The organism is Candidatus Eisenbacteria bacterium (assembly GCA_016235265.1).
GTDB lineage: Bacteria > Eisenbacteria > RBG-16-71-46 > RBG-16-71-46 > JACRLI01 > JACRLI01.
This window is the reverse complement of record JACRLI010000014.1, coordinates 210,407-227,465: the sequence shown is the minus strand read 5'-3', so window position 1 is coordinate 227,465 and position 17,059 is coordinate 210,407. Positions and strand designations below refer to the sequence as shown.

The window sequence follows — 17,059 nt, the reverse complement described above, 5'->3', positions numbered from 1 at the left end:
GCCTCACTTCTTCCACAGGATGGCATGACCCGGACAATCCGTCATGATCTGCTGCAACTTTGGCAGCAGCGACTCGTCAATGCTCGTGTTGTAAACCTCTGCAATTTCTTCATCTTCGACCTTGCGGAAGGCCTGCGGAATAAGCTTGATGCAGTCTCCGCACTCGGTGCACAGGTCGGCGTCCACGTAGAACTCGTTCACTGGGGCCATGGCTGCGTCCTCCCGGCGGGCTTGTTCCCGCCTTTACATTGACCTTATTACGGCCACTTCCAACTAGTTAAGCTGCGAAGACCGCCCTCGTGGGCGCCCCCCGTGGGAGCACCCGGTGCGCGGCCGTATCTCTATGACATATGCGAGTTTCACTACTCCTGACGGCTGGGGTCGTTTTGTCGGCCATTGGGGTGAGTCTTGCATAAAATATGCTAGACCTAGGCGTTGCCACGCACTTCGCGATGTTCGCGGGTGCGTGTGGCGTCTCCCGGACCGCCGCATGGCCCCACCGCGCGCCATGCATTTCTGGTAGCCTGCAGGCCTTGCGACCGTCCGGTCCGCGCCGAAGTGGAGTGTAGCCGTCTCCCCGATTTCCGCGAGGGTATCCATGCCCGAGACCGATCCTAAGCGTTCCGAGGCCCGCTCCGAAGCGTTTTCGCAGGGCTTCACCCGGAGGCGTTTCCTGGCCAGCCTGGGACTGTTGGCGGGCGCCGGCGCGCTGGCGCCGCTGGCCGGTCGGCTGCGTCCGCACTCCCCCGGGGCGGTGGACGCGACCCGCAAGATGCTGGGAACCTGGGTCCGCATCGTGGCCCGCCACGAGGACACCGCCCGCGCCTCGCGCGCCGTGGAGCGCGCCTTCGCCGAGATCTCCCGCGTGGACGCCCAGATGAGCGTGCACCGCGCCGACAGCCAGCTCAGCCGGGTGAACGCCTCCGCCGGGATGGCCCCGGTGGGCGTGGACGTGGCCGTGCTGGACGTCATGGGCGTGGCCCTGGCCGCCGCCCGCACCAGCGGCGGGGTGTACGATCCCACCATCCTGCCGCTCATGAGGACCTACGGTTTCTATGGTGCCGGGTCCGGCGGCTACCCCTCCGACCGTGAGATCGCCGCCGCGGAGCGCCTGGTGGACTGGCAGCGCGTGGAACTGGACCGCGATCGGGGCACGCTGGGCCTGGCGGTCGCCGGCGCGGGGATTGACCTGGGCTCCATCGGGAAGGGCTGGGCGGTGGACCGGGCGGTGGCCGCGCTGCGCTCCGAGGGGATCACCTCCGGCCTGGTGGACGCCGGCGGCAACGTCTACGGCCTGGGCACGCCCGGGCCGGGCGCGCCCGGCTGGTCCGTGGCCGTGTACCACCCCGTCACCCGCAGGCCCGACCGGGTGTTCGTGCTGCGCGACAACGCGGTGGCCACCAGCGCCAATTACGAGCAGTACCGCATGCTGGGCGAGATGCGGGTCGGCCACCTGTTCGACGCGCGCCGCGGCCTGCCCGCCGACGGCCACCTGAGCGCCAGCGTGCTGGCGCGCACCGGCGTGGAATCCGACGTCATGTCCACCTCCGCGTTCCTGCTCGGCCCGGACCGCTTCCGCTGGCCCGGTGCGCTCGAAACGCACTTCCTCGGTTGAGCCGGATGAGCGCAACCGCGACCCACGGCTCGGTGAAGACCTTCGGCAAGGGCGGCATCCACCCCGGCCCGAACAAGGGCATGACCTCGGGCAAGCCCATCGAGGACATCCCGCCGCCGAAGGAAGTGCGCCTGCCCCTGGTGCAGCACCTGGGCGAGCCGGCCACCATGATCGTGAAGAAGGGCGACCTCGTGCGCCGGGGCCAGAAGATCGCCGACGGCGGGGCCACCGGCGCGCCGCTGCACGCCACCATCTCCGGCAAGGTGAAGCCGCTCGACCGCTACCCCCACCCCACGCTGGTGATGTCCCAGGCCATCGTCATCACGCGCACCGAGGGCGAGGGGACCGAGGAACTGGAGTTCCCCGAGGACCCGGCCTGGCGCGGCGTCTCCCGCGAGGAGGCGCTGGAGCGCATCCGGGAGGCCGGGATCGTGGGCCTGGGCGGCGCGGCCTTCCCCACCTTCCGCAAGCTCACCCTGCCCGAAGGCGTGAAGCTGGACACGCTCATCCTGAACGGCGCGGAGTGCGAGCCGTACCTCACCTCCGACTACCGCATCATGCTGGCGCACCCCGTGGAGATCGTGGAGGGCGCGATGGTGATGGCCCGCATCCTGGGCGTGAAGCGCGCGATCATCGGCGTGGAGTCGGACAAGCCCGAGGCGGCGGCGAAGCTCGAGGCCGCCGCGGCGGGCGCCGAACGCGGCGACGTGAAGATCGAGGTGGGCATGTGCCAGGCGCGCTACCCGCAGGGTGCGGAGCGCCAGCTGGTGCACGCGCTCACCGGGCGGGTGATGCCGGCGCGGGCGCTGCCCTCCGCGGTGCGCGTGCTGGTGCAGAACGTGGCCACCGCCGTCGCGGTGCACGACGCGGTGCGCTATCGCAAGCCGCTGCTCGACCGGGTGGTCACCGTGACCGGGCCGGGCATCCGCGAGCCGAAGAACGTGCGCGTGCCCATCGGCACGCTGCTGGCCGACCTGGTGGCCTTCGGCGGCGGCTTCCACAAGGGTGTGACCCGCGTGGTGGCCGGCGGGCCGATGATGGGCCGATCGCTGCCGCGCCTGGACATCCCGGTGATCAAGGGGCTGAACGGGCTGGTGCTGCTGACCGGGGTCTCGCCCTTCGAGGGCGGCTACGGGCCGTGCATCGGCTGCACGCGGTGCGTCGAGGCCTGCCCGCTGGGGCTGGAGCCCGACCAGGTGAGCGTGCGCGTGGAGGCTGGCCGCCAGCTGGAGACCGAGCCCTTCGGCGCCATCGACTGCTACGAGTGCGGCTGCTGCACCTACGTGTGCCCCTCCTCGCGGCCGCTCGTCCAGTTCATGCAGGTGGCCAAGGCGAGCCTGCGGCGCGCCGGCGAGCTGAGGATCAGGAAATGAGCGACGAAGTCCTCCTGACCCCCGAGCACCCGCTGGTGGTGTCGCCGGGGCCGCACCTGCACGCGGCCGAGTCCACCGCGAAGATCATGTGGTGGGTGAACGGCACGCTGGCGCCGGCGGCGCTGTGGGGCGCGTTCGTGTTCGGGCCGAAGGCCCTGGTGGTGATCGCCTGCTGCGTCGCGGGCGCGGTGGCCGCGGAATGGGGCTGCTGCGCCGGGATGAAGCGCCGGAACACCGTCTCCGACGGCAGCGCCTTCTGCACCGGGCTGCTGCTGGCGCTGACCATCGGGGCGCAGGTCCAGTGGTGGCAGGCGCTGCTGGGCGGGGCGTTCGCGGTGCTGATCGGCAAGGTGATCTTCGGCGGGCTGGGCTTCAACCTGTTCAACCCGGCGCTGGTGGGCCGGGCGTTCATGATGGCCACCTTCCCGCTGGCCATGACCTCCGGCTGGATCAGCCCGCGGCCGTGGTTCTCCCTGGCCCCCGACGCCCTGACCACGGCCACGCCACTCAACGTGCTCAAGGAGCACGGCCTCGCGGCGGCGGTGAAGGTGGTGACCAGCCCGGAGGGCCTGTGGAACGGCCTGGTGCTGGGCTTCCGCCCGGGCTCCATCGGCGAGGTGTCGGTGGTGCTGGTGCTGCTGGGCGGCGCGGTGCTGGTGGCGCGCGGCATCATCAGGCTGTGGATCCCGCTGAGCGTGGTGGCGGGCACGGCGCTGGCCACGGCCTTCACCGGCGCGGCCGGGCTGCATCTGCTGAGCGGCGGGCTGTGGCTGGGCGCGTTCTACATGGCCACCGACTATGTCACCTCGCCCACCACCCGCAACGGGCAGGTGGTGTTCGGACTGATCATCGGGCTGCTCACCGGCCTGATCCGCGTGTACGGCGGCTACCCGGAGGGCATCTGCTACGCGATCCTGCTGGCCAACACCCTGGTCCCGGCGCTGAATCTCTGGTTCCGCCCGCGCCGGACCGCCATCGCGGGGAGCCCGTCATGAGCGACGAGACCGCCGGCGTGGGCGGGAACCGCGCGGAGATGTTCCGGATCACCGTGTCCATGGCGGTGGTGTGCGCGCTGGGCGCCATGGTGCTGGGCGCGGTGTTCGTGTGGACCGACCGCTACCAGCGCGAGGCCAGCCTGGAGGGCGAGAAGACCGCGGTGGTGCAGCTGCTGCACCTGAAGCCCTCCGCCTCGGTGGTGGAGTTGCGGCAGTTCCTGGCCCCCGCGCGCAGGCAGGTGGTGTACCGCGCGCAGGCGTTCGGCCAGGAGTCGGGCGCGGCCAGCCAGATCGTCTTCACCCTGGAGGGCGGGCTGGTGTCCCGCGCCGAGGTGCCCGCCGGCGGGAACGAGAAGGCCGACAAGGCCGCCGGGCTGCAGCCGCTGGGCCGCATCTTCGTGGCCCGCGACGGCGGGCAGCCGGCCGGATTCGTGGTCGAGGGCGTCAGCCAGGGTTACAAGAACAAGATCCGCTTCCTGGTGGCGCTGGACCAGGGCTTCGAGGTGCTGGGGGTGCGGGTGGTGGAGCACGAGGAGGACCCGGGCCTGGGCGCCGAGGTGGCCACGAAGGTGTTCCAGGCCCAGTACGCGGGCCGCTCGGCCGGGGAGATCGCCGCCACCGACGTGACGCGCGATCCCATGCCGGAGGACTGGCGCGGCGCGCTGGCGGCGCTGCAGCGGATGCCGCAGGCGCAGTGGCAGGAGGAATACGGGACCCTCCGCGCCCGTGAGAAGACCCGGCCCATCTACGCGGTGACCGGCGCCACGATCTCCAGCCGCGCCCTCACCGACGGGGTGCGCTCCACCGTGGGCCACTTCAGGCGCCGCTGGCAGCTGCTTGAGCCGTACCTGGGAGGTGGATCGTGAGCGTCGTCCAGCTGCAGACCCGCCCGCCGGGCGTGAGGGAGCTGCTGCTCAACGGCATCTTCGGCGAAAACCCGGTGTTCCGCCTGGCGCTCAGCCTGTGCCCGGCGGTGGCCGTGACCACCACGGTGATGAACGGCATCACGCTGGGCATCGCGGTGCTGTTCGTGCAGGTGCTCTCCAGCGTGACCGTGGCCATCTTCCGGAAGTTCATCCATCCGCGGGTGCGGATCGTGGTGTACACCATCATCATCGCGGTGTGGGTGAGCGTGATTGACATGACGCTCGCGGCGTTCGTGCCCGCGCTGTACGCGCAGGTGGGGCTGTACGTGAAGCTGATCGTGGCCTTTGCGATCATCATTTCGCGCCTCGAGATCTTCGCCTCGCGCCAGCCGCTGGTGCCTTCCTTCTGGGACGGCATGGGCATGGGGCTGGGCTTCACCTTCGCGCTCATCGTGATCGGGGCGCTGCGCGAGCTGCTGGGCAACGGCTCGCTCATGGGCTACCCGCTCACGCCGTTCAAGCCGCTGTTGTTCTTCGCGCTGCCGGCGGGCGGGTTCTTTTCCATCGCGCTGCTGATGGCGCTGTTCAACTACATCGAGGCGAAGATGGCCGGTCCGGGCGCGCCCCGGAAGACCGGTGGCGGGGGTGCGCATGGCTAGGACCCACGCGGCGGCGCCCGCCCCGGCACGCCAGGAACTGGCGCTGGTCGCCGCCGCCGCGGTGGCGCTGGCGGCGCTGCTGATGGCGCTGGCCCTCTCGCTTCCCGCGCCCGCGTGGGCGGCCGGCGGGACCGTGGTGTCGGCGCGCGTCGTCACCCCGGACCTGCTGCGCGTGAAGCTCGCCGCGCCCCCGGTGCGGACCGACGCGGCCAACTTCCGCTTCACCGAGGCGGCCTCCCCCGACGTGCCCATCGAGATCCGCGAAGTGCGGGTGGAGGCGGGCAACGTGGTGGTGCTGCGCGCGGGGCAGACGCTGCACCCGGCACAGGCCTACCGCCTGGAGATCGCCGAGCCGAAGGCGGAGAAGGACGTGGCCCCCTCGCGCTGGGCGCTGCTGCTCACGGCCATCATCTCGGCGGCGCTCATCAACAACTTCGTGTTCACCCGCTACCTGGGGCTGTGCATCTTCTTCGGCGTCTCGAAGAAGCGCGACACCGCCGTGGGCATGGGCGTGACCTTCACCCTGGTGATGGTCACCACCGGGATGATGTCGTGGGCGCTGTACCAGCTGGTGATGAAGCCTCTGCAGCTCAAGTTCCTGCAGGTGCTGGTGTTCATCGGGGTGGTGGCGTTCATGGTCCAGATGCTGGACACCATTCTCAAGAAGACCCACCGGGCGCTGCACCGGAGCTTCGGGGTGTACCTGGTGCTGATCACCACCAACTGCATCATCCTGGCGGTGCCCCTGCTGAACGCCGCCGGCGACGCCGGACCGCTGGAGTCGCTGGCCCTGGCCATGGGCTCGGGCTTCGGTTTCGCGCTGGCGCTGTTCCTGATGTCGTGCGCCCGTGAAAAGATGGAGCTGGCCCGGGTACCCGCCAGCTTCCAGGGCCTGCCCATCGCGTTCGCGCTGGCCGGCCTGTTCGCCCTGGCGTTCATGGGCTTCTCGGGCCTGAGCTTCTTCCGGTGAGGCGCTAGGCAATGAACCCCACCCTCGGCATCGCGCTCTGGGGCCTCGCGGTGTTCACCGTGCTGGGCCTGTTCTTCGGCTTCGCCCTGGCCGCCGCGGCCATGAAGTTCGCGGTCAAGACCAACCCGCTGGTGGACCAGGTGCGCGAGCGGCTGCCGTCGGCCAACTGCGGCGCGTGCGGCTTCGCCGGTTGCACCGCCTACGCCGAGGCCCTGGTGGAGCGCGAGGAAGTGGCGCCCAACCTGTGCATCCCGGGCCGCGCCACGGTGGCCGAGGCCATCGCGAAGCTCACCCACAAGGACGTCGGCGCGGTGGCCGACCGCCTGGTGGTCATGCGCTGCCATGGCACCAGCGCGTACGCGCGGCAGGAGGCCGAGTACGCAGGCATCCAGACCTGCGCCGCCGCGTCGCTGGTGTTCGGCGGGCCCAAGGCGTGCAAGAATGGTTGCCTGGGCCTGGGCGACTGCGTGCGCGCCTGCCCCTTCGACGCGCTCAAGATCGCCGCCGAGGGCATCGTCCAGGTGGACCCGGACAAGTGCACCGGCTGCGGCATCTGCGTGCCGGTGTGCCCCAAGAATCTCTTCGAGCTCTACCCGCGCAACCGGCGGATCGAGTTGTCGTGCGTGGCCCGGGACAAGCAGACCGTCGTCCGCTCCACCTGCATGGTGGGCTGCATCCTGTGCCGCAAGTGCGTCTCCAAGTGCCCGGCCGGCGCCATCGCGTGGGACGGAAGCACCATCCTGATTGATCACGAGAAGTGCATCGCGTACGGACCGTCGTGCAACGAGGCGTGCGTGGACATCTGCCCGAGCACCATCCTGCACCGCATCGGGCAGCGCCCGCGTCCGGAGCCCGTCGAGGCGGCCGTGACATCGGAGGCTTGAGTTGAGCAAGAAGGACTTCATTCCCGCCGTCTACACCATCGGGGACGAAACCACCGCCGACTCGGTGGTCATGGCGCTGGTCGGAAGCGGCGGGGACGGCGTCGTGCTGCTGGGAAACCTGGTCATGGAACTCGCGGCCCGGCAGGGGTTGTTCGGAATCATGGTCCAGTCCTACGGGCCCCAGATCCGGGGCGGGGAATCCGCGGCCATCATCCGCCTGGCGTGTCACGAGATGAACTACGAGGGCGACACCACGGACCTGCTCCTCTGCTTCCGCGTGAGCGACCTCAAGCGGTTCGACGCCCAGGTGCGGCTGCACCCGGGCTCGCGGGTCATCCTGGAGCAGCACGACGACTCCGAGATCCCGGCGTGGCTGGGGCCCGCCCGCGACAACGCCTACCGCTTCCCCTTCGCCAGGCGGGAGGGCGACCTGGAGGTCGAGGCCGAGCCCAAGAACATGCTCGGGCTGGGCCTGGTGTGCCGCGCCATGGGCTGGCCGCTCGAGCTCGCGCGCGAGCTGCTGCTCGAGCGCTTCGGGGACCGCCCCGAATGGCTGGAGAAGAACATGGGCGGCCTGGAGCGCGGGTACGCGGCGCCGGACGCGCCGAAGCTGCTGCCGCTCCGCGGCGAGCCCAGCCGGAAGAAGCTGCGCATCGAGTCCGGCAACGAGGCGGTCGCCCGCGGCGCGATGGCCGCGGGGGTGCGCTTCTTCGCCGGATACCCGATCACGCCTTCCTCGGAGATCATGGAGACGCTGATTGACGAGCTGCCCGGGGTGGGTGGCCGGGTGGTGCAGGCCGAGGACGAAATCGCCTCCCTGGGGATGGTCGTGGGAGCCAGCTTCGGGGGCGTGCCGGCCATGACCGCGACCAGCGGCCCGGGGCTCTCCCTGATGACCGAGATGCTCGGCCTGGCCGGGATCTCGGACCTGCCCGTGGTGGTGGTGGACTGCCAGCGCGCGGGCCCCGCCACCGGGATGCCCTCGCGCACCGAACAGGCCGACCTCAACCACGCGGTGTTCGGCGGGCACGGCGACTTCCCCCGCGTGGTCCTCGGGGTATTCGACACGGTGCACGCCCGTGACGTGATGTTCCGCGCGGTGCACCTGTCCGAGAACTACCAGATCCCGGTCCTGGTCCTGTCCGACGCCTACATCGCCCAGCGCCGCTCCATCCACGAGGAGTGGACCGCCCCCGCCGCGCCCGTGCTGCGGCGGGTGTGGCACGAGGGGGACGGGCCGGCCCGCTTCAGCCTGGACGGGGACGGCTTCGTGACGCCCTTCCGCGTGCCCGGCACACCGGGGGGGGAGTACCTGGCCGCGGGCCTCGAGCACACCGCCTCCGGCGCCCCCAGCGCCGACACCATGGTTCACCAGCAGATGAGCGCACGCCGCTTCCGGAAGGTGGATGCGATCGCCGTCGAGACCCGGGACTGGTTCCGCACCGTGGGCCGCGACGACGCCCCGCGCGGGATCATCGCCTGGGGCAGCCAGTACGGGATGTTGCGCAAGCTGGTCCGCGTGCACCCCGAGTACCGCGCGTTCCTTCCCGAGATCCTGTACCCGTTCCCGCTCGAGGCATTCGAGGAGTGGCGCAAGGGGCTGGAGTGGTCGGGCGTGGTGGAGTTGAGTTACACGAGCCAGTTCTTCCACTACCTCGGGGGACTGACGAGCATGACCGGGGTGCACCGGGTGGCGCGCGCCGGCGGCATTCCCATGTCCCTGATCGAATTCGACCAACTGGTCTCGGAGGCCAAGTGAGCAAGCCCAAGGACTACCGCACCGACCTCAACCCCGTCTGGTGCCCCGGCTGCGGGGACTTCGGCGTGCTGCGGGGGCTCACCCAGACCCTGAGCGACCTCGAGATCCAGCCGGAGAAGCTGGCGCTGATCTCCGGGATCGGCTGCTCCAGCCGTCTTCCCGGGTACACCCGCTCGTACTCGTTCAACACCCTGCACGGCCGCGCGCTCCCGATCGCCACCGGGCTCAAACTCGCCCGGCCCGACATGACCACGGTGGTGGTGGGCGGCGACGGCGACGGCTTCAGCATCGGGATCGGCCACATTCCCCACGCCGTGCGCCGCGACGTGAACCTGACCTACGCGGTGCTCGACAACGGCCTCTACGGCCTCACCAAGGGGCAGGCCTCCCCCACCTCCACCCAGGAATTCAAGGCCCAGCGCGGGCTGGCGGGCCAGGACGAGCGGCCCATCAACCCGGTGATGCTGCTCCTGAGCTCGGGCTGCGGTTTCGTGGCGCGCACCCACGCGGGCAACCTGCCGCACCTGCGGCAGATGTTCCGCGAGGCCATCTCCCACCGCGGTTTCGCGTTCCTGCACGTGATGGCCGGTTGCGTCACCTACCAGAAACCCAGCTACGCGCAGCAGCTGTACGCGCAGTGCGACCTGCTGCCCGAGAGCTACGACCCGACCAACTTCGCGCAGGCCGTCGAGACGGCGCGCGCGGAGCGCTTCGCGCTGGGCGTCATCTACCGCCGCCCGCCCGGCGAACGCCCGGCGATCTCGGGGCCGGACCACTCCGACGCGGTGGGGATCTGGCCGTCGCTGGACACCCCCGCGGAGATCACCTTCCCCGGGGGCGCAACCTAGCAGGGGGCGGCCCGACCGCCCCCTACCTCCCGAGCAGCGTCATCTTCCGCACCAGCGTGCCCCCGGCGGCCTGCAGCCGGGCGAAATACATGCCGGAGCCCAGGGCGCGGCCCCGTGCGTCGCGGCCATCCCAGGCGGCCGTGTGCACCCCGGCTCGCACGCTGCCGTTGCGCAGGCCGCGTACCATCCGCCCCGAGACGTCGTAGATCTCCAGCTTCACCTGCTGCGCCGTCGGCAGCTCGAATCGGATCGCGGTGCGCCCGGCGAAGGGGTTCGGCGCATTCTGGCGCAGGGCCAGCACCTTCGGCAGATCCTCCTCCCCCACGCCCACCACCGTGGGCTGCGGATCGAAGCGCACGGCGTCCGCCCAGAGCGAGAAGCCGTAGCCCCACGTGTCGCTGTGGATCTCGAGGTAGTGGATCTTCGAGATGTCCGGCGAGCCCACCACCGTCCGGGTCCAGTTCCCGCTGCCGGCCACCGGGATGTTGAATTCCGCCCACTGCCCGATGGCCGCGTTGAGCGTGTCCATGGTGGACCGCAGTTCCACGTAGCCGTTCAGGTCGCCCATCCGGATCCACGGGCTGCCGCCCTGGAAGGTGTCGCCATTCTCCACGTAGAACCACGCGTGAACGTACTGGACGCCGCCCAGGTCCCACTGGGACAGGCGGTCGCCGGGATAGCGGATGTAGTTGTCGAAGCCGCCCGTGGTGAGCATCTTCACGGATCCCTCGCCCGCCACCGTGCGCACGAGGTCGTCGGTGAGCGTGATGCTCCCGCCCTCGCTCCAGCGCGCCCAGCTGGCGGCGTTCTTCTCGGCCATGTCCGTGGGCGGATTGAGCTCCACGCCGCCGCCCAGGGCCACCTGTCGCGTGAACGTGGCGGTGTCGTGGCTGCCCAGACGGTACGCGTCGTTCACCTCGGTCACGTCCAGCCAGGCGTAGTCCGCGTGGCCCTGCTTCTCCACCTTCACCAGGAACAGCCCATTGAAGCCCACGCAGGCGTAGTAGCCGAACGGGTTGGGGCGCAACTTGTCGCCCGCGAACGTGGACGGGACCCTGGTGGTGTCGATGTCCACGTTGGGCAGGGTCCAGCGGCCGGACGCGTCGGTGGTCCCGGTGGCCTTCACCTGCGTCGAGATCACCTCGCCCACGTCGATCCGCGACTCCTTCTGGTACAGCGTCACGGTGGCGCCGGCGAGCGGCTCGCCTGAGAAGTCCTGGATCTCCAGGCGCACCGTCGCGGGCAGGTCGTACATGTACTGTCCGAAGTAGCCGTGGGCCTTGTCCAGCCAATGGGTCATGCCGCGCGCGCTGTTTGGCGAGAGGAAGTGCGAGCACCCGTTCATGAGGCATTCCGGGGCGCTGTAGCCCATGCCGTTCACCTGGTTCTGCGACGGGTCCAGGTTGAGCCGGTAGAGGTCAATCAGGCCCAGTTGGTGGCCCATCTCGTGGAGCAGGCCGTAGTCGATGTCCTCGGAGGCGTCGTAGTAGCCCGGGTCGCGCACGTCGCCGTCGGTGGCGCGGTAGCGGAACGGGAAGCACGCGAAATACGACATGTCCAGCTGCGGGTCGGAAATGGTGTCGTCCACCACGTGGAGCACCTCGTAGTGCACCCGCTTGTCGCAGCCCGCCTGGGAGAACATGGAATCGAACCGCGCCATGTGCCGGTTGAGCCAGTCCAGGAGGTCGTCCGTCCGGGCGCCGGGATAGAGGCCGGTGCGCTCGCGGAAGTTCTCGAGGAAGGTCGCGTCCACGAAGGTGAGGAAGCCCACCGAGTGGCCCCCCACGGCGAGGCTGTTGTTGCCGGGCCGGTCGTCGGAGGCCCCGTGCGCGAAGCTCACGCTCTCGGTGGCGCCGGTGTAAACGCGCTCCAGCTCGAAGGCGGCGGTGTCCCCCGGGGCGAGCGTGACGGCGGCGGACGGCGTGGACACCACCGACCCGTTCACCGTCCAGGTCCCGGAAAGCGTGCCGTTCCACGTGGTGGTTCCCGCGTTGCGCACCGTGGCCTCGTAGCGCACGGTGTCGCCCGCGACGGCCAGGTGCTTGGTGCCGGAGTCCTGTCCGTTCCCCAGCCCCATCGCGGCGCTGAAAATGTACGGCCCGTAGCCGGACGGCTCGGTGACCACCTGGTCCTGGTACGTCGGCACGTAGCGGGGCCAGCGCGGGGTGCGTTCCACGTGCGTGACCTGCAGGTCCTCCCGGCGGAACGGCGTGCGCGGGCCCACCCCGGGCGCCGTGCGGTTCTCGCCGCCGCCCTTGCACAGCGAGGTAACCGCGTAGTGGTACGAGGTACCATTCATCGCGGTGACGTCCGCGTACTCCAGCCCCTCGATGCTCGTCACGCTGTCGATCGGGGTCATCCCGTTCACCGAGTCGAAGGGCGCCGTGTCGCGGTAGATGTTGTACCGGCAGAACTGGCCCGCGGGATCGATCACGCGCTTCCACCTGAGTCTCACCGCGTCGTCCAGCGCGAAGGCCCGCTGCGAGGAGGGCGGCGGGATCAGCGGCGGCTGCGCCCCGGCGCGGAGGTCGATACCCGTGTACAGGTTCTGCACGGTGGACGTGGGGATGTCCCCGTCCCCGTTGCCCGCCACCCACCAGGTGCGCAGCGGCAGGTACAGCAGGCCCTCCGGCGACAGGGTGGCGGTCGCGCAGGCGGACGACTCCACCACCAGCGAGTCGATCAGGATTCCCGCCGCGCCGTCGTCGCGGATGGCGAAGTAGGTGCGGCCCTCGTTGTTGCCCACGATCACGGTGCCGTCGCGGGTGACGATGGGGCTGCTGGACGGGATCTCCTGCCCGGCCGCGCGGGTCGGATAGCTCCACTTCACCGAGCCGTCGGAGGTGTTGATGGCGTAGAGCGCACCCTGCCCGTATTCGCTGTTGGTCTGGAAGTAGTAGGTGTCCCCGAACACGCTCAGGCAGCCGGTGTTGCGTGCCCACTGGGGGTTGTTCATGCCGGAGATCCACTCGTAGACCGGCATCTGCGGATCGGCCCACAACTTGTTGCCGCGCTTGTCCAGGCCCACGATGTAGACGTAGTCGTTGCCGGCCGGCACGTAGACGTTGCCGTTGTCCGGATCGATCGTGGGCCGGGCATTCATGGTCGACATCGCGACGCGCCACAGCTCCGCGCCGGTCTCGCCGTCGTAGCACACCACGTCGCCCCACTCCCCGGCCGAGATCACGCGCAGGGTGTCGCCGTCCTGGTGGACCGCCACGCCGCCACGGGTCACGTAATTCACCTCCGCGGCCGCCCAGGTCTCGGTGAGGGCGCCGCCGTCGTCGGTCGCGGCAAAGGGGCGGTTGGCCCACTCGTGCATGAAGATGCGGCCGTCGGGAGCCACCAGCGGGTCGCGCTGGGTGAGGTGATTTGGCTCGGTGTCGGCGCCATTGTGCCGGAAGGTCGCGGGGCCGGTGGCGGTGGGGAATGCCATCAGCGGGTGTCCCGCGGGCCACTCGCCGCTCTCGGTGGCGTCGTTCACGACGTAGATGGTCTGGCCGTCGTTGGAGAAGGCGGGCGTGGTCTCCGCGATGCGCTCGCCCCCGCCCGGCAGGCCGTTCCACAACTTCCTGCCGGTGTGCCGGTCCATGGCCTGCACGCCCTTGGGCCAGTGGTAGGTGCCCAGCACCACGTCCTCGCCGGCCGCCCCGCTCGCTGCCCGGAACACCATGGCCGTGGCGTCGAAGTTCCCATCCACGGGTGAATCGGGCGAGGGCTTCTGCCACGAGAAGACATCGAACAGGCGGGTGTTCAGGCGGCTGAGGGGAATGCTGAAGTCGGCCCGGCCCGTGTTCTGCGGGTCCCGGTGCTTCATGGGCCAATGGTACGAAGTGCCGACTTCGCCGGCCGCCGGGGCCGCGCTCGCCGCCGACGCCACCAGCATCAGCAAACCGAGCACGACCACCCCGATGAGGATGTTGATCCGCGACACGCTCCGCCTCCCGTCCCCCGCCGTATGCGCCGGGGCGACTGCTCCGAAGGAACAGCGCGTGCCCGGACTCGGCATGGAGGACTCGGGGGGCGAGTCACGGATGCGGAGTCCGGACACGAGTGAATGCTCATGCCCGGACGGGTCGCAGGTGCCGGGGGCGGCCCGAATCCGGCACGGAGAGTGTACACCTGTCGCCCGCTACCGAGAAGCGCGGCGGCGCACGCCTGGCGCAATCGCAGACGACAGGTGCGGAGGCTGGACTGTTACCTGGCTCCCGGCACCTGGTTGGCTTCGGGGACCATCGCGCGCTCCACGTAGCCCAGCTCGCCCACCGCTTCGTAGTAGCTCTGGCGCGGATTGTAGATGTAGCGCATCGGCATCGGCTTCGCCAGGCGGGCGCGGATCGGCGCCAGTTCCGCGCTGGCGCCGGCCTTGTCGCCCGTGGCAGCGCGGACCCGGGCCCGGAGGATGTGGGCGAGGTCCAGCCATTCGGCGGCGGCAGTCGCCTTGTCGAGGTGCTTCCGGGCGCCCGCGAGGTCTCCGCGGGCCAGGGCGGCCCATCCGTCCATCATCGCGACCCGCGGCTCGGCCGGGTCCACCAGGCGGGCGGCTTCGACGTGCTTGACGGCTTCGTCCACCAGCGGCGCGGCGGCCGGAGTACCGTGCGTCCTGGAGCTCTGCATCAGGAATGTCGCGGCGCATGCCATGCGCAGTCCCATCAGGCCCGAGCGCACGCGCACGGCGCGCTCGAAGTAGGCGCGGGCGGAGTCCACGCGCCCCGCGGCGCCTTCCGCCTCGGCGCGCAGCTGCAGGCCCTCGGGGTTGTCCGACTGGTAGGCCAGCACGCTGTCGGCGGCGACCCGGGCCTCGGCACCGAGACCCTCCTCCAGCGCCGCGCGGCCGATGGCCTGGTCCACCTGGTAGCGCTCGCGCGCGTCCACCCTCGGCCGCGCGGCGCGCAACGCCTGGAGCTCGGCCGCGCGGTCGCCGGTGCGCACGAACTCCGCGCCGACGCGCTGCAGCCACAGCCCCGCGCTCGAGGGGTGCGCCGCGAGCCCGCTGTCGGCCACCGCCACCGCCTCGGTGCCGCGTCCCAGGACCGAGAGCGCGTAGGTCAGCTTGGACGCAACTTCTTCGGAGGCCGCGTCGCGGGACTGGGCCTTGCGATAGAAGCCCAGGGCCTCCTCGGCCCGGCCGCGCTCGATGCGGTCGTCACCCGCGCCCGAGTAGGCCACCGCGTAGAACGGCGTCACATCGGTGATGTCCATCAGCTTGTGGATCTCGGCAATGAGCGCGGGATCGCGCTCCTCCAGCCGCTCCTTCACCACCTCCTTGGTGTCGAAGCGATCGCGCTTCGGGCTGAACAGCGAGTTGGCACCCTCGGCCAGGTACTCCCACACGCTGGAGGCCTGGTACAGCGAAACGAACGCCTCCTGGCCGGCGTCCATGCGCGAGCGGGCCTGGCGGTACATCTCCTGGATCTCGCGGGCCAGGTCGGCGCCCAGCACGCCGTGCACCTGGTGGGTGAGTTCGTGGAGCACCGTGTTGTACTTGCCTCGCAGCGTGCCTTCCACGTCCTCGATGCCGGTGACGGTGTGGTAGCCGCCGCAGCCGCGCACGTCGTCCCACAGCCGCAGGTCGTAGCCGATGCGCTGGTCCCGCAGCGCCTCCTGCGCCGGGCACTCCGAGAGCAGCTCGTGGAGGTGCTTGATGTAGAAGGTCGCGCCGCCCTCCACCAGCACCGGCACGAAGCTCTTCCAGGGCGTCACCGAGAGCGCCACGCGCTTCTGGATGCGCGGGCTCAGGGCGCCGTAGTTCACCACGAAGCGTTCGATACCGGGCACGTCGGGCACGGCGGCGGCGGCGAAATCCGTCTCGTACCGCTGCCTGTGGATGTCCACGCCCCGCCGGTACAGCTCCAGCGAGCGGGCGATCCCGTTGTGCGCGCGGCCGTACCCGGGGCACAGGCGCAGCGCCTCGCGGAACTCGGCCTGCGCGGCGTCGGCGTCACCGTCCTCGTAGGCGTAGGAGCCCAGGTGGTTGTGCGCATCCGCCAGCGACGGGCGGGCCGCCAGCAACCCGCGCAGCCGCGCGCGGGCCTCCTCGTGGCGGCCGGCGTCCCACAGTGAATCCGCGGCGTGGAAGTCGGGTGCGGTGGCGGAGTCCTTCAGCGCCCCGGGCCGCTTCGCGCGCAGTTCCGTGTAGTTCATGCGCGCGTACCCGTTGCCCATCATGTACTGCGCGTTCTCGTTGCATGGGTTGAGGTCCACCGCCAGGGAGTAGGCCTCCATGGCCTCGTTCGCGCGACCCAGCTTGATCAGCGTCTCGGCCAGGTAGGTCAGGAGTCCGTCGTCGGCGCCGGTGGTCTTGAGCGCCTGGGTCTCGTAGCGCAGCGCGGCGTCGCGGTCGCCCTTCTGGAGCCAGCACGCACCCAGGCCCTCGAGCGAGCGCACGCTGTCCGCACCGGAAGCGGCGTGGCGCAGCGCGCGGCGGTACGCCGCGATGGCGGAGTCGAAGCGCAGGGTCAGGTGCTCCACCCGCGCGGCGAACAGCAGCGCCACGGGATCGGTGGTGTCGGAGGCGAGGACCGCCTGGTAACGCGCCTCCGCGGAGCCGAGATCGTCGCGCACCAGGTCCCAGCGATACAGCAGGCGCCGGGTCTCCGGATGGTTGGGGCCCAGGCGCAGGCAGCGCGCGAGGTCGGAGGCCACCGCGTCGAAACGGTAGGCCGCCAGGTCCAGCCGGCCGCGCAGTGCGGCCGCCTCGAAGTCGGAGGTGTCGGCAGCATCCCGCGCGTCCAGGACCCGGCGGGCGCGGACGAAGTCCCCGGTCTCCAGCGCCAGGCGGGCCTCGTCCAGCGAGCCCGCGGGGGCGCGCTCCAATCCGGCGCGGCGGGCCTTGAGCGACTCGCGCAGCGGCTTCAGGAGGTCGGGCGCGGTGGCAGCCGCGCGCGCCGGGGCCGCGGGCAACAGCACCGCCAGGAGCGCGAGAACCGGGAACAGCACGGACGGGATGCGCCGGGCCGGAATCATGGGCGGGACTCCTCTCGTGGTCGGGATGCTCCGGCGCGGCCCCGGAGCCTGGTGACGGTGGTGTGCGCCCCCGGGGGGCGACGTGCATTGGGAATACCACGGATCGGCAGCGGCGCAAAGGGGC

Annotated in this window: 12 protein-coding genes; 9 read left to right on the top strand and 3 right to left on the bottom strand. The window is 70.6% G+C overall.

Features of this window, described 5'->3' with window-relative positions:
• Window positions 1–3: 3 nt before the first annotated feature.
• A complete protein-coding gene (locus HZB25_07535) occupies window positions 4–210 on the bottom strand; it encodes a ferredoxin (protein ID MBI5837080.1) in 207 nt (68 codons plus the stop codon).
• A 388-nt stretch (window positions 211–598) separates the two neighbouring features.
• On the opposite strand from HZB25_07535, the gene HZB25_07530 reads away from it, so the two are divergent.
• The 9 genes from HZB25_07530 to HZB25_07490 all read left to right on the top strand — a co-directional run bounded on the left by HZB25_07530 (window position 599) and on the right by HZB25_07490 (window position 9,969).
• Window positions 599–1,615: an FAD:protein FMN transferase gene (locus HZB25_07530; GenBank protein ID MBI5837079.1), complete on the top strand. Its 1,017-nt coding sequence runs from the start codon at window positions 599–601 to the stop codon at window positions 1,613–1,615.
• A 5-nt stretch (window positions 1,616–1,620) separates the two neighbouring features.
• Window positions 1,621–2,988, top strand: coding sequence for an electron transport complex subunit RsxC (gene rsxC / locus HZB25_07525; GenBank protein MBI5837078.1), 1,368 nt, complete (start codon window positions 1,621–1,623; stop codon window positions 2,986–2,988).
• The gene (locus tag HZB25_07520; GenBank protein ID MBI5837077.1) at window positions 2,985–3,983 is read left to right on the top strand and encodes an RnfABCDGE type electron transport complex subunit D; all 999 of its coding nucleotides are present in this window, start codon (window positions 2,985–2,987) and stop codon (window positions 3,981–3,983) included. Before rsxC ends, HZB25_07520 begins: the two co-directional genes overlap by 4 nt.
• The gene (locus tag HZB25_07515) at window positions 3,980–4,849 is read left to right on the top strand and encodes an FMN-binding protein (protein MBI5837076.1); all 870 of its coding nucleotides are present in this window, start codon (window positions 3,980–3,982) and stop codon (window positions 4,847–4,849) included. The genes HZB25_07520 and HZB25_07515 overlap by 4 nt, the downstream gene beginning before the upstream one ends.
• Before the next feature lie 11 nt (window positions 4,850–4,860).
• Window positions 4,861–5,508, top strand: coding sequence for an electron transport complex subunit RsxE (gene rsxE / locus HZB25_07510; protein ID MBI5837075.1), 648 nt, complete (start codon window positions 4,861–4,863; stop codon window positions 5,506–5,508).
• Between the two features lie 82 nt (window positions 5,509–5,590).
• On the top strand, window positions 5,591–6,478 hold the full coding sequence (locus HZB25_07505; GenBank protein ID MBI5837074.1) for an NADH-quinone reductase: 888 nt from the start codon (window positions 5,591–5,593) through the stop codon (window positions 6,476–6,478).
• A gap of 11 nt (window positions 6,479–6,489) precedes the next feature.
• Window positions 6,490–7,362, top strand: coding sequence for a Fe-S cluster domain-containing protein (locus tag HZB25_07500; protein ID MBI5837073.1), 873 nt, complete (start codon window positions 6,490–6,492; stop codon window positions 7,360–7,362).
• A 1-nt stretch (window position 7,363) separates the two neighbouring features.
• On the top strand, window positions 7,364–9,121 hold the full coding sequence (locus tag HZB25_07495; GenBank protein ID MBI5837072.1) for a 2-oxoacid:acceptor oxidoreductase family protein: 1,758 nt from the start codon (window positions 7,364–7,366) through the stop codon (window positions 9,119–9,121).
• Window positions 9,091–9,969, top strand: a complete 879-nt coding sequence (locus tag HZB25_07490) for a 2-oxoacid:ferredoxin oxidoreductase subunit beta (protein MBI5837071.1) — start codon at window positions 9,091–9,093, stop codon at window positions 9,967–9,969. Before HZB25_07495 ends, HZB25_07490 begins: the two co-directional genes overlap by 31 nt.
• A gap of 22 nt (window positions 9,970–9,991) precedes the next feature.
• Here HZB25_07490 and HZB25_07485 read toward each other — a convergent pair whose 3' ends face one another.
• Window positions 9,992–13,903, bottom strand: a complete 3,912-nt coding sequence (locus tag HZB25_07485; GenBank protein ID MBI5837070.1) for a PQQ-binding-like beta-propeller repeat protein — start codon at window positions 13,901–13,903, stop codon at window positions 9,992–9,994.
• A 263-nt stretch (window positions 13,904–14,166) separates the two neighbouring features.
• On the bottom strand, window positions 14,167–16,935 hold the full coding sequence (locus HZB25_07480) for a tetratricopeptide repeat protein (GenBank protein MBI5837069.1): 2,769 nt from the start codon (window positions 16,933–16,935) through the stop codon (window positions 14,167–14,169).
• Window positions 16,936–17,059 lie beyond the last annotated feature (124 nt).